This window comes from Sphaerisporangium sp. NPDC049457 (assembly GCF_055586705.1).
Genome location: NZ_JBVJHR010000009.1, coordinates 169,821 through 185,240, shown reverse-complemented (window position 1 = coordinate 185,240; position 15,420 = coordinate 169,821). Strand labels below are relative to the sequence as shown.

12 protein-coding genes are annotated in these 15,420 nt (G+C 69.6%); 7 read left to right on the top strand and 5 right to left on the bottom strand.

What is annotated here, in order from left to right:
- Positions 1 to 143: 143 nt before the first annotated feature.
- Complete coding sequence (locus ACZ6QO_RS16275) at positions 144 to 1,103, top strand: tetratricopeptide repeat protein (RefSeq protein ID WP_465851396.1); 960 nt, start codon at positions 144 to 146, stop codon at positions 1,101 to 1,103.
- A 317-nt stretch (positions 1,104 to 1,420) separates the two neighbouring features.
- On the top strand, positions 1,421 to 2,830 hold the full coding sequence (locus ACZ6QO_RS16270) for an NAD-dependent malic enzyme (protein ID WP_465851395.1): 1,410 nt from the start codon (positions 1,421 to 1,423) through the stop codon (positions 2,828 to 2,830).
- A gap of 30 nt (positions 2,831 to 2,860) precedes the next feature.
- Here ACZ6QO_RS16270 and ACZ6QO_RS16265 read toward each other — a convergent pair whose 3' ends face one another.
- The 4 genes from ACZ6QO_RS16265 to ACZ6QO_RS16250 all read right to left on the bottom strand — a co-directional run bounded on the left by ACZ6QO_RS16265 (position 2,861) and on the right by ACZ6QO_RS16250 (position 9,861).
- Positions 2,861 to 8,122: a tetratricopeptide repeat protein gene (locus tag ACZ6QO_RS16265; RefSeq protein ID WP_465851393.1), complete on the bottom strand. Its 5,262-nt coding sequence runs from the start codon at positions 8,120 to 8,122 to the stop codon at positions 2,861 to 2,863.
- A gap of 3 nt (positions 8,123 to 8,125) precedes the next feature.
- Entirely contained in the window at positions 8,126 to 8,509 is a 384-nt protein-coding gene (locus ACZ6QO_RS16260) for a toll/interleukin-1 receptor domain-containing protein (RefSeq protein ID WP_465851391.1), read from the bottom strand.
- Between the two features lie 48 nt (positions 8,510 to 8,557).
- Positions 8,558 to 8,968 carry a toll/interleukin-1 receptor domain-containing protein gene (locus ACZ6QO_RS16255; protein ID WP_465851389.1) on the bottom strand — a complete coding sequence of 137 codons (411 nt, stop codon included), beginning with the start codon at positions 8,966 to 8,968 and terminating at the stop codon, positions 8,558 to 8,560.
- Positions 8,969 to 9,123: 155 nt separating this feature from the next.
- Positions 9,124 to 9,861 carry a hypothetical protein gene (locus ACZ6QO_RS16250; protein ID WP_465851388.1) on the bottom strand — a complete coding sequence of 246 codons (738 nt, stop codon included), beginning with the start codon at positions 9,859 to 9,861 and terminating at the stop codon, positions 9,124 to 9,126.
- A gap of 179 nt (positions 9,862 to 10,040) precedes the next feature.
- Here ACZ6QO_RS16250 and ACZ6QO_RS16245 point away from each other — a divergent pair, with 179 nt between their 5' ends.
- On the top strand, positions 10,041 to 10,619 hold the full coding sequence (locus ACZ6QO_RS16245) for a YqgE/AlgH family protein (protein ID WP_354841945.1): 579 nt from the start codon (positions 10,041 to 10,043) through the stop codon (positions 10,617 to 10,619).
- On the opposite strand, the gene ACZ6QO_RS16240 is transcribed toward ACZ6QO_RS16245, so the two are convergent.
- Positions 10,562 to 11,254 (bottom strand): TetR/AcrR family transcriptional regulator, encoded by a 693-nt coding sequence (locus tag ACZ6QO_RS16240; protein ID WP_465851385.1) that lies wholly within the window; start codon positions 11,252 to 11,254, stop codon positions 10,562 to 10,564. The genes ACZ6QO_RS16245 and ACZ6QO_RS16240 overlap by 58 nt on opposite strands.
- Positions 11,255 to 11,390: 136 nt before the next feature.
- On the opposite strand from ACZ6QO_RS16240, the gene ACZ6QO_RS16235 reads away from it, so the two are divergent.
- The 4 genes from ACZ6QO_RS16235 to ACZ6QO_RS16220 all read left to right on the top strand — a co-directional run bounded on the left by ACZ6QO_RS16235 (position 11,391) and on the right by ACZ6QO_RS16220 (position 15,197).
- On the top strand, positions 11,391 to 12,962 hold the full coding sequence (locus tag ACZ6QO_RS16235) for an MFS transporter (RefSeq protein WP_465851384.1): 1,572 nt from the start codon (positions 11,391 to 11,393) through the stop codon (positions 12,960 to 12,962).
- Positions 12,963 to 13,112: 150 nt separating this feature from the next.
- Positions 13,113 to 13,361, top strand: coding sequence for a DUF3039 domain-containing protein (locus tag ACZ6QO_RS16230; protein WP_465851382.1), 249 nt, complete (start codon positions 13,113 to 13,115; stop codon positions 13,359 to 13,361).
- Between the two features lie 161 nt (positions 13,362 to 13,522).
- On the top strand, positions 13,523 to 14,404 hold the full coding sequence (locus ACZ6QO_RS16225; protein ID WP_465851381.1) for a zinc metalloprotease: 882 nt from the start codon (positions 13,523 to 13,525) through the stop codon (positions 14,402 to 14,404).
- A 112-nt stretch (positions 14,405 to 14,516) separates the two neighbouring features.
- Positions 14,517 to 15,197 (top strand): DcrB/PsbP domain-containing protein, encoded by a 681-nt coding sequence (locus tag ACZ6QO_RS16220; protein WP_465851380.1) that lies wholly within the window; start codon positions 14,517 to 14,519, stop codon positions 15,195 to 15,197.
- The last annotated feature ends 223 nt before the right edge of the window (positions 15,198 to 15,420 follow it).

Genomic DNA, 15,420 nt, shown 5'->3' with positions numbered 1-15,420 from the left:
CCGAGAGCCATCGTTCGTGAAATCCGCGCTATATGACAGATCCATGCGAATTTGCGATAAAGGCGTGACATAAGGGGGGCGCGGGTTTCCACGGACCCGCCCGGCGACCATGAGCACGCGCCGGATGCGGCAGGATTGGACGTATGAGCCCAGCGGACTTCACTCGACCGGCATCGTTGCAGGGGGCCGTGGATCTCGGTGCGCGCAAGCAGGCGCTCGAAGCCCAGGCCCGTCGCGAGGCGGCGGCGCAACAGACCGCCGCGGGAGGCGCCCCCGCGGCGCCCGCGGCCGGCGTGGTCATCGACGTCACCGACGAGACCTTCGCCACCGAGGTGATCGAGCGCTCCATGCGCACCCCGGTCATCCTCGACCTGTGGGCCACCTGGTGCGAGCCGTGCAAGCAACTCAGCCCCATCCTGGAGAAGCTGGCGGCCGAGGCCGCCGGCCGATGGGTGCTCGCCAAGGTCGACGTCGACTCAAGCCCCCAGGTCAGCGGCGCACTACAGGTGCAGAGCATCCCGACCGTGCTGGCCGTCTTCCAGGGGCAGGCGGTGACCGGGTTCCAGGGCGCGCTGCCCGAGGCTCAGGTGCGCCAGTGGCTCGACCAGCTCATGCAGGCGCTCGCCCAGTACCTCCCGCCCGCGCCCGAGGGGCCGCAGGAGGAGCAGGGCGCCGCGCCGCAGCCGCAGACCGACCCCGATCTGCTCGCGGCCGAGCAGGCCATCGAGGACGGCGATCTCGACGCCGCGGCCGCGGCCTACGAGCGGCTGCTCGCCCGATCCCCGGCCGACGCGGACGCCAAGATCGGCCTGGCGGGGGTGGGTCTGGTGCGCCGCACGCAGCACCTGGACGCCGGCGCCGTCCTGAGCCGTGCCGCCGAGAACCCGGGCGACGCCGAGGTCCAGACCCAGGCCGCCGACATCGAGATGCTCAGCGGGCGGGTGGACGAGGCGTTCGAGCGGCTCGTCCAGACCGTCCGCCGCACCTCCGGCGACGACCGCGACCGCGTCCGCCGCCACCTGCTCAGTCTCTTCGACGCCCTCCCCACCAGCGACCCCTCAGTCGCCAAAGCCCGCCGCAGCCTAGCCAGCGCCCTCTTCTGACCCCTCCCGATCCCTCTACCAGCACTTTCTCCGCCCCGAGCACGGCTCGGGGCGCGGCGGTGTCCTGAGGAGGAGGGAGCGAGTGCGAGGAACGAGCGCTCGCGAACGACGACGAAGGGCGCCGCCTCAAGGGCGCTCCGGGCCCGCCGAGCGCAGCGAGGCAAAGGCAACACAGCGCAATACGCGAGGCCGAAGCAGGGTGCCGGGTCTGGCACGATGGATGTCCCGGAAGGGGAGCAAGCGAGCCGGGATGCGCGACAGCGAGACGACGCACCCGAGTGAGCGCGACCACCACACCCGCAAAGGAGCGGATCGACGTGGCCACCGTGCCGAGCGTGTCGTACTCGATCACCGTCCGTCTTGAGGTACCCGCGGGCGGCAAGGCCGTCAGCCAGCTCACCCACGCCGTGGAGACCGCGGGGGGCGTGGTCACCGCCCTGGACGTGACCAACGCCGGTCACGAGAAGCTGCGCATCGACGTCACCTGTGCCGCCAAGGACACCGACCACGCGCAGGCCATCGTCGACAGCCTGGACGCCGTCGAGGGTGTCGTCATCCACAAGGTCAGCGACCGCACGTTCCTCATGCACCTCGGCGGCAAGATCGAGATGCAGTCGAAGGTCCCGCTGCGCAACCGCGACGAGCTGTCGATGGCCTACACGCCCGGCGTCGCCCGGGTGTCGCTGGCCATCGCGCGCAATCCCGAGGACGCCCGCCGCCTGACCATCAAGCGCAACACGGTCGCGGTGGTCACCGACGGGTCGGCGGTGCTCGGCCTGGGCAACATCGGTCCCGCGGCGGCGCTTCCCGTCATGGAGGGCAAGGCGGCCCTGTTCAAGCGGTTCGCGGGCATCGACGCCTGGCCGATCTGCCTGGACACCCAGGACGTCGACACGATCGTCGAGGTCGTCCGGGCCATCGCGCCCGGCTTCGGCGGCATCAACCTGGAGGACATCTCCGCGCCGCGCTGCTTCGAGATCGAGCGGCGGCTGCGCGACCTGCTGGACATCCCGGTCTTCCACGACGACCAGCACGGCACCGCCATCTGCGTGCTCGCCGCGCTCACCAACGCGCTGCGCGTCGTCGGCAAGTCGCTGCCCGAGGTGAAGATCGCGATGGCCGGCGCAGGGGCGGCGGGCACCGCGGTGCTGCGCCTGCTGCTCGCGGCCGGGGCGCGCAATGTCGTCGTCTGTGACTATCTCGGCGCCGTGCACGGCGGCCGTGACGACCTGGACGAATCGCTGAGGTGGATCGCCGAGAACACCAACTCCGACGGCTACAGCGGCGATCTGCGCGGCGCGGTCAAGGGCGCCGACGTCTTCATCGGCGTCTCGGCCCCCGGCATCCTGAACGGTGACGACATCGCCGCCATGGCCGACCGTGCCGTGGTCTTCGCCCTGGCCAATCCCGAGCCCGAGGTCTCGCCCGACGACGCCCGCGAGCACGCGGCGGTCGTGGCCACCGGCCGCTCCGACTACCCGAACCAGATCAACAACGTGCTGGCCTTCCCTGGCGTGTTCCGCGGCCTGCTGGACGCTCAGTCGCGCATGGTCACCGAGGGCATGCTGCTGGCGGCGGCCAATGCTCTGGCGAACGTCGTCGCGGTCGAGGAGCTCGGCCCGAACTACATCATCCCCAGCGTGTTCCACCCGGACGTCGCCACCGCGGTCGCGGCCGCGGTGCGCGAGTCGGCCGGCGGCCGCGCGCGCGGCTTCACCGAGGCGTGACAGCTCGCTCCCCGCACGGAAGGGCCCTGGCTATGTCTCCCGTGTGTGCTCGCTCGTTCCGAAGCCGGATGGTAGGCCCGATGCATTCAGAAGGTCGAAAACGGTATCGGCGGACTTGTCGTCGAGTTGCTCGGCAAGGGCACGCCGGAATTCTTCGTCGCCCAAGATCTGGCGCTGCTGCCCGAGCCAGAACAGGTCTGCGGCCGCCTCAGGGGCTTGAAGCTCCGCTCGGACGGCCAGGCTGCGGATGTTGTAGGGCACCGCTTCCGCGGCCCGGCCCGTCTCGGTGTACAGTGCGCCGATCCGGCTGATCACCGAGGCCATGCCTGCGCTGTTGCCGAGTTCTTCGGCGATGGTGAGGGAGCGGCGGTACCACTCCAGTGCCTGTTCGTATTCCCCTCGCAGCGCGGCGATCGTGCCGAGCTGGTGGTAGCTGGAGGCCATGCCTGCGCGATTGCCGAGTTCTTCGGCGATGGTGAGGGAGCGGCGGTACCACTCCAGTGCCTGTTCGTATTCCCCTCGCCTCTGGGCGATTGTGCCGAGCTGGTGGTAGCTGGAGGCCATGCCTGCGCGGTCGTCAAGGTGCTCTTTGATCATTAGAGAGCGGCGGTACCACTCCAGCGCCTGGTCGTACTCTGCCCGCTCCTGGGCGACCATGCCGAGCTGGTGGTAGCTGGAGGCCATGCCTGCGCGGTCGTCAAGGTGCTCTTTAATCGTCAGGGAGCGGCGGTACCACTCCAGCGCCTCGTCGTACTGTCCACGTAGGTAGGCCATGTTACCGAGCTGGTGGTAGCCATTGGCCATGCCGGCACGGTCCTGTAATTCCTCGGTGATGGCGAGTGACCTGTGGTACCACTCCACCGCCTGGTCGTACTCTCCTCGATCTTGGGCGACTCTGCCGAGCTGCCCATAGGATGTGGCCATGCCGGGCCGGTCGCCGAGTTCCTCGTCGATGACGAGAGAGCGTCGATACCACTCGAGCGCCGCGTCGTACTCTCCCCGCTCCTGGGCGATGATGCCGAGCTGGTGGAAAGCCGCGGCCTGGTAGCGGCTCCCCTCGGGGAACCATGGCAGCGTCTCTCTGAGAAGCTGTTCCTCCCAACTCCACGCACCCCAGGTGTGCAGGCGCCTGCACACCCAGTCGGTGGCCGCCGCCGCTGCTTCCAGATCTCCGGCCGCGTGATGGTGATAGCGGACCTCCACCATGTCGTCCAGATCTTCATAGGGGTTCTGCGGCCGTGCCCGGACCCGCCAGCGCCAATACCGCGAGGCCACCTGGTGCGCGGATTTCATGGCGTCGGAGGAGGTCAGCTCAGTGCCGGCCAGCGTGGCCGCCGTCCATCGGTGGACCACGAAGGTTCCGTCCGCCTCCCCTTCCGTCCCAGGAACGAGCAACCCCAGCGCGGTGAGTCGTTCGGCGGCCATGTCCAGTCCGGGAGGCTCCACGATCGGCGCTGCTGCCAGCGCTGTGAGGTCCTGATGCGCGCGCCTTAACTCCTCAGGTGACAGACCGAGATCGTCTAACCCTGCCTGCGGATCTTCCCGCCGCACCCGGTGCGCCAACTCGTACAAGCGGGCTAGCCTCTCCTCTTGATCCGGGTCATGGGGGAGAGGGGAGCTGACCGGCCAGGCGAGTCCTGCTCGGTCCACCGGGCGGCGGTACACCGACACCCCCACCAACACCTGGCGGGTGAAGTCGTCCAGCACACCCAGCAGGTCACCCACCAGCGCGTCGTCCACCGCCAACGTGACCGCCTCGGCCAGCACTCCGTCCAACCGCGCGTCGTCCACCGGAACCCGGGCTCCATCCACCCCCGTGTCACCGGCCGAGGTTTCCGTCCACGAACCCGCCTGGTCATCGCTCGGAGCAGGCGTGCCGTCCAGCCGCCAGGCCTCCCGGCTCAGCCATCCGGCCGGGTCGGCGATGCCCCGCCGCCTCAGCAGGCCTTCCAAGCGTTCACGTACGTCGGCGAAGCGCGCCTGACCGCCACGCAGCAGCGCGTCCACGTACTCCATTGTCCGGGGATGACCGCCCACCATCGCCCATGCACGTTGCTGGTCGGCCACCTCCAGTGCGTTCAACCCCGGCAGGCGCCACATCAGCTTGCGTGCCTCGGCCCACGACAACGGGCCAAGATGGTGGACTGTCAGTCGGCGTTCGGCGCCTTCGGGGAGTGTGAACGGGTAGCGGCTGGTGACCAGCAGCTTCATCCGTCTCGATGTGGTGGTCCAGGCGGCGAGGAATGCGGCCAGTTCCTGGTCCAGGAAGGCGAAGTGCCGGTTGAGGTCGAGGTTGTCCTCGAAGTTGTCGAGCAGGAGGGTGAGCGGCGGAGCGGCCACCTTGGCGCTCAGCTCGGCGGGCACTTCGGCGAGGGCCCGGTCGAGCGCGTCGAGGCGCACTGGCCACGGGAAGTCGAGCCGGCGCAGGAACTGTGCCAGTTCGCGCAGCGGTTCGGCCTGGGCGCCGGCCGTGGCGGTGGCGACCAGCAACTTGTCGGCGACGGCGCCGAAGATCTGGTCGGGGCTGGTGCGGCCGACCAGGGACACGACAAGCCCCGCGTCGTCGCCGAGCCGCCCGAGGAGTTCGGCGGCCAGACTGCTCTTGCCCACCCCGCCGATGCCATGCAGCAGCACCCCGGCGTGCTCGCGAAGCGCGGCTCGCAAGACTCGCAGTTCAGCGCGCCGCCCGACGAAGTCGCCGACCACACGCACGGGTACGTCGGGGGCCAAGGTGACGGTACGTGGCGGCCGGACGCCAGGGTCGATGCCCTCGCTCGTGTCGTACAGCGGCAGCGACGGGCCCCGCAGGAACAGTGCGGCGGTGGCCCACTCAGGCGAAGCGTCGTCGCCGCCTTCCCCGCCGCTCCCGCCGTCCTCGTGGGCTGCCCGCAGATCGGTCTGGAGGTGGCGACGCGCTTCCGACAGCGCTGTCAGCACATCGGGTGCGTGCCTGGTGGCCAGTTCGCGGTACAGCGCGCCTGCCAGCCCTCTGGCATAGCGGTCGGTCACCGGGGCGGTCATCGCCAGGACAGCGGGGACTCCGGCGACGGACAGCGCGCGCGCCAGCCCAGCGTATGCTGCTTCACTCTCCGGCAGGACCGTCTCCTCGTCGTCCGGCGCCTGGGCCTGCGGAGGGAATGTGCCATCAGTGGCGCCCAGTGGCTCGTTGGGGATGTGGCGATCTGACAGCACGTGTGGGGGTATGCCGTGATCAGCGGTCACCATCGGGTCGACGGCGGTGGAGCAACCTGACAGTACGACCAGGGGCACACCGCGTTCGCGGGGGATCGCCTCGACCAGGCGGGCGGCAGTGACCTTGTCGACGTTTCCCTGCTCATCTTCCAGGAAGAGCACCCCCGGTGCAGCGTGGCAGGAGATGTGCAGGATGTGACAGGGCTCTTGGAGCAATGCTTCCCTGATGGCAGGCAGCGTGCCTACATTGAGAATTCGTACGTGTGCGGCGTCGCGTCGGGCGATGTCCACCGCGTCCAAGATGTGACGCAGCTCGGCCTCTAGATCCAGCACCGGCCCGCCGTCCGGGGCGGCCACCACGGCGAGGATGCGCAGCGGGGCTCGCAGCTGGTGTGTCGACGCCGCGCCTGCCGGCACATGGCGGTAGAGATCGACGTTCGGGTGCAGGACCAGCGGTTGATCCTGTCCCGACAAGACGAGAGTCTCCCACGGCAGGTGCGCTAGATCATCGTCCGTCTGGATCCCCAGCCGCAGGGTTCCGTGCCGCTTCCGCGCGTCTTCGATGGCCGCGACGACCGCCTCGCCGACGGGCCCGGTGGCGAGGACTCGGCCGAGTTCCCGGCCGATCCTCAATAGGAGGGCGGTGGCTTCCGGCGTCCCGTCACGTACGCCGCCGATCGATGCCGAGACGGGGCGTGGCCGGCTCTGGAGGCGCGCCAGCTCCCACAGCCAGTCCTGGAGCGACGGCTCAAAAGGCTCCCGTCGCGACGTGGTGATGACACGCCCGTCAGAGGTCCCGGAGACCAAGGCGACATCGTCGCGTTCGGCACGCAGGATGAGCGGCTGATGAGCGGGCGCTGTATCGGCCCCCGATACCGCACGCGCATTGTCATGCGGGTGCCTCCGGTCGGGCTTGGCGCACGGATAGACGGTCACTTTGATCGTGTTGTTCACCAGGGTCACCACCGGGGTGCGGGCACCGCTGGCGAGACAGTCCTCGACGGCGGCGGGAATGCCCCGCCCCACGCCTTCGAGTAGATCGGTCCAAGTGAGCAGCATCGCCAGGCGTCCGTTGCGACGGTGCGATCCGCTGCGCAGATCGCTGAAATCGGTGTCCTTTCCCTCCACGATCGACCGGGCGCGCCAGGGGCCAGGGCTGATCACCTCTAATCGGTCGTCGAAGTACCTGACCTGCACGGGGTCGGTGCCTTCGTAGTCGCGGTGCGCGACGGCGTTGGCGATGACCTCCCGGACGGCGACCATGGGAAAGTCGTAGACCGGCCGGGCGTGAGCGTCGCCTTCACTCGGCTTCTTACCGCGTTGGGCGAGATCCGCCACGAATCTGTATGCGCCGGTGATCTGCTCCTGGACGCGGGCTACCTGGGGCTTCGCGTCGAGCGAGGCGGTGGCGATGTCGATGCCATGAACCCGGACGCACTCGACGATCGCGGACGGCATCACGGCGAGCGGATTGTCGCCGAACAGCAGGACGCCCGCGCGGGTGAGCCGGTTCTCCCGCATCAATCCGAGCCGCTTGAGGAACTCCCAGGCCGATAACGCGTCCGGATACGCTTCCCGAATGGCGTCGTTGAGCTGCTCGCGGAAGCGGGCGAGTGCCTCGACGTGGAAGGTGGATTCGTCCGTCAACTCATCGAGGAATGCCCTGACCTGGTCGTCGGCTCCAGGTCGCTGTGTGGAGACGGGCCTGTCCTGAGGGAAACATGCGTCCAACTCCGCGGTGAGGGCCGCGATCGCCCCGGAGGGGTCCTCCCAGTACTTCACCGTGACTCTGCCCATGGAGAGCTGGGCGGAATTGATGCCCTCCTCCATCTCGACGACGAAGACGCGGCAGTCGGGTCTGGAGTTGGCGGCGCTGGCCAGCGGCCCCACCCACAGACCACCCGTCGCCCGGAAGGTCCCGAGCACGACCAGGGGCAGCCCGCTGTGCAGATGGTCGAGCGCGTCGTTCAGGATGAAGCGGCCGACGGGCGTGCTCCCGTTGTGGCGTACCACGAACCCGCCTGGGCGCAAAAGATCGGCGAGTTCCTCTGCCTTGTCGGTCTCCGTCGGGTCGGCGAGGAGATATATGCGCTTCTCCATCGATCACCGGATCGCCGCACACAAATCGACCACGCCAGCCTCCCAGTTCGCGGTCAGGTCCGCATGGCGCATGCCCATCAGGATCGCGGGAAGGTGGCCGCCCGACAGTAGCGCCGGCAGTATCTTCACTCCGGCTCCCATGAGCTGGCGTGACAGGGTGACCATCCACTTGTGGGAGTACCACGGGCATGGGGCCGCGCCAGACAGGCACAGCACAAGGTAGTCAGCCGAGGCCAGCCCTTCTTCGATCCGCGCGATGATCAGGTCGCCTGGCGCGATGTTGTCGCTGTCCATCCAGACCGAGTGGCCTCTGCTCTCGATGGCCGCTTTCAGGCGGTAGGCAGGCTCTTCGTCCTGTGCGTGATGGTTGATGAACACTACGGCCATCGGATCTCCGGCCGGAGGCCACCCGAGCGGGGAGAGGTGAGTGACATGTCAGCTCCGCAGGACGTTGACCAGCTCGCCGACGAGCCGGTCGTACCGGGGGTCGGTATCGCTGACATCGCGGAAGTCGACGTGACGGTAGCCCTGCGCGAACACAGGCAGGTCGGTCTCCTTGATCAGGATGGGGATGAACCGCCGTCCGCCGGCTATCGAGCGCAGCATCAGTGCCTGGTATTCATGGCTTACCCACTCGCTGGCTTGCGCGGCCGGACTGTAGATCAGCAGTCCGGTCTGCGAGCCTGAGATCGCCCGCTCGATGCCGGCCACGATTAGATCGCCCGGTTTCAGAAGTTGGTCATAGGCGACTTTGACCCCCTCTCTGGTCAGCCGCCGCGCGAAGGATTCAACCCAGTCCACGTCGTCGTGACAGTACGAGATGAAGACGTCGTACTCGTCCGCCACCGGACCTCCCGGACTCCATCATGCCTTCCGGGGCAGCGATCGCCGCAGAGACGACCACGCCCTTGACACTCAGACTAATGGGCGTAGGCGTTCAGTGGCGGTCAGTAGTCGTAAGTGGTTCATATCGGGCTGGAGGATGGCAGAAGCCGGGCGGTTCAGAGGGTGGCCGAGTGGCGGCGGCCGGAGGCGTAGGCGGGGCGGGGGCGCATCAGGGGGCCGGCGGGGGTGCGGCGGGGCCAGATCATGGCGATCCACCAGAGCATGCCGCCGAAGACCACCATGGCGACGGCGGTGGCCATCTTGCCGTACAGGTCGGCGGGCGGCCCGGTGTAGGGCAGGCGGTCGATGCCCTGCCTGCGCAGCAGCGGGTTGTAGCGGTGCGCCCGCAGGTTGTTGACGTGCCGCGCGCCGTGCCCGCCGCTGGAGCGGCTCTCGTCATCGCTGGAGCTCTCGCTGTAGACGCTCTCGCGGTATTCGCCGTAGGACTCCTGCGAGTCTCGCGAGGGCGATGAGTCGTCGCCCTCGCACCCGGAGTAGACCCGGTAGGTGGTGGTGCCCTGACCCTGGATGCTGATGGTGACGCGTTCGCTCGTGCGCGGCTCAAGGTAGACGGGGACGCTGCGCTGGACGCCCGGCCACAGCACGCCGTTGCGCACGAGCGAGTTGCCCCGGTAGACGGAGTATTCGACGATGTCGCGGTCGCGGGGCGCGGTCATGACGACATCGGCCCGGCCGGCCGGGCATTCGACCTTGGAGACGGTCACCTCGACGCGCCCGTCGCGGGGGAGGCGGGCCTCGCGCCCGGTCACGCCGGCGGCGTAGGAGGCTCCTGCGGCCGGGACCCCGGCGGCCACGCCCGCCGTCACGAGAGCCACCATCACCAGGCGGTTCATCAGGCCTCTTCCTTTCCTTCGCGGCGCGGCGCCGCGAAGCGGTCGTCACATCCTCCAGTCATCGATCCTACATACCGACAGTGCCCGGTTGAACGCGTTGAGTAACATATGGCGAGGTGAAGGCCCTGTGTGGCCGGGGGCGGGCGCGCGTTCGCCGTATGACACGTCATGATGGAGGCATGGCGGAGGCGATCTACGTCGGCGGGCTGCTCGTGGCGACGCCACTGCTGGACGACCCGAACTTCCGGCGCGGCGTCGTGTTGATCCTGGAGCACGATGAGGACGGCGGCACCCTCGGTGTCATGCTCAACCGGCCGAGCGAGGTGACCGTGACGCAGGTGCTCCCTTCTTGGGACTCTTTGGTGTCCGGCCCCCCGGTGCTGTTCGAGGGCGGGCCCGTCCAGACCGACAGCGCGCTGGCCTTGGCCTCGGTTCCGAGCGGTCAGGAGCCGCTGGGCTGGCGCAGGCTGCACGCGGGCTCCTCGGCGGTCTCCAAGCTCGGCACGGTGGACCTGGACGCGCCTCCGGAGATCCTCGCCGGCGAGATCACGCAGATGCGCATCTTCGCCGGGTACGCCGGCTGGACGGCGGGCCAGCTCGAAAGCGAGATCCGCGAGGGCTCGTGGTACGTCGTGGAGGCCGAGCCAGGCGACACGTTCGACTCGCGGCCGGCGAACCTGTGGCGGTCGGTGCTGCGGCGTCAGCCGGGGGAGCTGGCGTTCGTGGCGACCTGCCCGGACGACCCCAAGCTCAACTGATCGCGTCCGGGTGAGGGCGTGCCCGGCCGGTCCCAGCCGGGGCGCAGCGCCTCCTCGGCGAGGTCGAGGGCGTTCTCCACGTTGGCGACCAGGCTGTCGAGGTAGCTGTCGCCGTCCACCGAGCACTCCATCCCGATGCGCACCGCCGAGATGACGAAGGCGACGAGCAGCCTCGGGCGAGGGTCGGTGTCGGGGTCGGTGCCCTGGCGTCCGGCGATCTCGGTGGTGAGCTTCTGTTCGATGTCGGCCATGCGGGCGAAGCTGGTGCACAGCAGGGCGGGGGTGGCGTCGATGACGCGGCGGTGCCGCAGGAAGCGCTCGGCGTCCTCGGCGGCGTCGGCCTCCAGCGCGTGGATGAACTCGCGGTAGGCGCACGCGAGGGCGGTGAACGGCGGCTCGTCCCGCGGGCGGGCCGCCAGCGCGGCGGTGATGCGCTCGTCGTAGTCGACGGTGAAGTCGAGGGCGAGTTCTTCCTTGCTGCCGAAGTAGCGGAAGAAGGTGCGCGGTGAGACCTCCACGGCGGCGGCGATCTGGTCGACGGTCGTGGCCTCGTACCCCTGTGCCAGGAACAGCTTGAAGCCTGCGTCGATCAGCGCCTGGCGGGTGCGGTGCTTCTTGCGCTCTCGCAGACCCATGCCGGTCACCTCCTGGAAACCTTCACTTCACATTATGCCACAAGTCATGATCTGTCGTATAAAACCGTTTGTCATCTGTCAGCGTCTGCCATAAATTACCGAAAGTAGGCCAATCTTTCGATACGGGGGGCTTTCCATGACACAAGCGCTGGCCGCGCCGGCGGACGCGCCGGCCCGGCGAGGTCACGGGCATCCGTGGCTCACCCTGCTCGCGGTCGCGCTGGGCGTGATCATGGTGATGCTTGACGGCACGGTGGTGTCCATCGCCAACCCGGTGATCGGCAAGGACCTGGGCGCGTCCCTCTCGGACCTCCAGTGGATCACCAGCGGCTACCTGCTCGCCCTTGCCGTGTTCCTCATCACCGCGGGCAAGCTGGGCGACCTGTTCGGCCACAAGAGGATCTTCCTGATCGGCATCGCCGGCTTCGCCCTCACCTCGCTCGCCATCGGCCTGTCCTCCTCCATCGGAGCCCTGATCGCCTTCCGGGTGCTGCAAGGCCTGTTCGGGGCGCTGCTGCAGCCCGCCGCCCTCGCTCTGCTGCGCGCGGCCTTCCCCGCCGAGCGGCTCAACATGGCGATCGGCATCTGGGGCGCGGCGATCGGCGTCTCCAGCGCCGCCGGCCCGATCATCGGCGGCCTGCTGGTGGAGAACGTGAGCTGGCAGTCGGTCTTCTTCATCAACGTCCCGGTCGGCGTGGTGGCCCTGCTCGTCGGCCTGTGGGTCATCAAGGAGAGCAGGTCCGAGTCGCTGTCCAAGGTGGACATCCCTGGCGTGGTGCTGCTGTCCGGCGCGATGTTCTGCCTGGTGTGGGCCATCATCAAGGCCCCTGGGTACGGCTGGGGCGACGCCAGGACGATCGGGTTCTTCGCCGGGGCCGTGGTGCTGGGCGTGGCGTTCGTCCTGTGGCAGGCGCGCGCGGCCGAGCCGCTGCTGCCGCTCACCCTGTTCCGCAACGCGTCGGTCTCCATCGGCACCGTCCTGATGGTGCTCATGGCCTTCTCCATGTTCGGCGCGATGTTCTTTCTGACCTTCTACTTCCAGGGCGTGCACGGGCTGTCCCCGCTGGAGTCGGGCATGCGCATGCTCCCGATGAGCGCCGGCATGATCGTCGCCTCGCCGCTGGCCGGCGCGGCGCTGAGCAGGTTCGGCCCCAGGGTGCCGATCGCCGTCGGCATGCTCATCACCGCGACCTCGATGTTCCTGCTGTCCCGCCTGGGGCTGGAGGCGGGCTACCTCGACACCGCGATCCCGTTCGCGCTGCTGGCGTTCGGCCTGTCGCCGGTGATGGTGGGAGCGACCGAGGTCATCGTCGGCAACTCGCCCGAGGAGCACAGCGGCGTCGCCGGCGGCATGCAGCAGTCGGCCATGCAGGTCGGCGGCTCGCTCGGCACCGCGGTGCTCGGCGCGCTGATCACCGCCCGGGTGGGCGACGTCCTGCCGGGCAACCTCGCCGCCGCGCACATCCCGGCGACCCCCGCTCAGGTCGAGGCGATGAAGAACCTCGTCGCCATCGGGGTCGCGCCCGTGCAGCCGGGCACGCCCAAGCCGATCGCCGACGCGCTGACGCGGGCGGCGCACTCGTCGTTCCTGGACGGCATGCACTTCGGGTTCACCGTCAGCGTCACGGTCGCCGTCCTGGCCGCGATCCTCGCCCTGTTCGTCCGGGCGGGCCGCAAGACCTACGACACCCCCGTCCACGTGGGCTGAGGCGGGCCCGCGGTCAGGCGGCACGACCCGCGCCGAGGGGACGGTGAGAGGTGAGAGCCCGAGTCCCGCCGCGCGACGAGGTGCCGTGCCGCCACCGCGGTCCGGGTTCGCCCTCCTGAGCGCCCCCCGGCGCACGTAGACTCGGATGTCGTGAGCACGAAGATCCTTCCCGAGAGCGAAGTACGGCCGAACCTCTCGCACGGCGACGAGGGGGACCACGAGCGCTTCTCGCACTACGCGGACAAGAACAAGATCACCGAGAGCATGGTGACCGGCACTCCGATCCGCGCCCTGTGCGGCAAGGTGTGGGTCCCGAGCCGCGATCCCAAGAAGTACCCGGTGTGCCCCGAGTGCAAAGAGATCTACGAAGGGCTGCCGAAGGGCGAGTCCGGCGAGTGACGCCGCCGGGGTCGCCCCGTCCGCGCAGGGCGCGGTGCGACCCCCTGGCCTGCGAACTCCTGGCAGGCGTCCGTGTGTTGCTCCCGGCCGATCAGCGCGGTAGCGGCTAGCGTCAGCACTCTGACCTGACACAACCGGGGGAGTGCATGGTGCGGCGCGCGATGGCCGTGTCTCTGGCATGCCTGTTCACGATCGCGGGCGTGCCCGGCGTGCCGGTCCGTGCCGCCGCCGCGCGCCCGTGCGGCCACGCCGGGCCGCTGCGCGTGGACACCCGCGGTCCCGAGCCGTACGCGCCGGACCGCCGCGAGGCCGCACGCATGCTGTCCGAGATGGGGCGGCGGCTCGGCGCCCTGCGTCCGGGGCCCCGCGCCCACACGGTCACCGTGCCCCTGTGGGTCCACGTGATCACCGACGGGCAGGCCGGCGCGCCGGAGGCCGCGGTCACCGCCCAGGTCGAGACGCTGAACGCCGCCTACGGCGGGCGGCTGGGCGGCGCCGACACCGGAGTCCGCTTCGCCCTGCGCGGCGTCACGCGCACCGACAACCAGTTGTGGTTCCACCAGCCGCTCGCCAACGAGGCGGCGATGAAGCAGCGGCTGCGCAAGGGCGGCGCAGAGACGCTGAACCTCTACGTCGCGCAGTTCGGCGAGCTGGTGCTGGGCTACGCCACCTATCCGCACTGGTACCAGAACCACCCCACCCTGGACGGGGTCGTGGTCGACTGGCGCAGCCTGCCGGGCGGCGCCCTGCGCGACTTCGCCAAGGGGTACACCGCCGTGCACGAGATCGGCCACTGGCTCGGGCTGCTGCACACCTTCGAGAACGGCTGCGGCTCGCCGGGCGACTCGGTCGACGACACCCCCGCCGAGGCGACCCCGACGCAGGGCTGCCCCGACCGCAAGGACACCTGCCCCGACCTCGGCGACGACCCCGTGCACAACTACATGGACTACGCCCACGACCGCTGCATGTCGGAGTTCACCGCCGGTCAGGCCGCCCGCATGCGCGACATGTGGGCCGCCTACCGCGCCCCCGCGCCCTGAGCGGGCCGCCGTGTCCCGGGCTCTGGCGGGCGGCCCCTGGCCACTATTCATCGGCATTTCGTTGACGCGGGGGCCGTTCCGGCGCGGATACTCGGTGCACGGAGGAGGTGGCGTGGACGAGCACCGCACCGGGAGGCGGCCGTACGGTGACCCCGTGTGGCCGCCGCCGGAGGAGGAAAGGCTGCCGCCGTCGGCGCGGCTGTACGGCGAGCCCGCCGCCCCCTCGCGGGTCAGGGTGCCTTCCTGGGCCAGGAGGGTTGTCCTGTTCGCGGTGGCCGTGGCCGCGGGCACGGCCCTGGTGGCCGGGGTGGTCGCCTTCGCCGTGGGCCGTCTGAACGCGAGCCCCGGCCCCGTCGTCGCGGAGGACGGCGTCGCCGGCGTGAGCTTCACGCTGCCGCCGGGGTGGCGGACGGGAACGGTCCCGCCGGTCACCGGGTTCACCTCGGTCGCCAGCGTGGACGGCTCCGCGCTGGTGATGGCCCGGCCCGCCGACCCCGTCACCGCCGGAGGGCCGAGGGCCGCCACGCTCGACCTGGCCGACCTGTACGGGCGGCTGCTGCTGCACGGCGACACCGTCCAGGTGGTCGACGACCGCTCGGTCACGGTCAGCGGGTTCACCGGCCACTCCCGGGCCCTTCGCGCCACCTACAGCGACGTGGTGAACCAGCCGGCCTACCTGCGTGTGACGCTTCTCACCAAGGGCGGCGAGGGCGTCGTCCTGCTCGCTCTCGCCCAGCCCGACACGCCCGCGCGGCGCGCCGAGATCGACGCCATATTCCGCGGCGTCACCTAGCGGGAATCCGCGGCGTCACCTGGCAGGCGGCCGTGCGGCGGGGCGCAGGCATGGTGCCGGTACGGCGGCGGCGTGATGGCGGACATCCTCGGCGGACGGCACGTCCTGTCGGTGTCCCCCGCTATCGTGGCTTCACTGTGAGGGAGCGAAACGAGCGCGACGACAAGATCATCAGTGGTGGCCAGGGTCCTGAGGTCCGCGAAGGCCGTCTGACAAGGAGGTC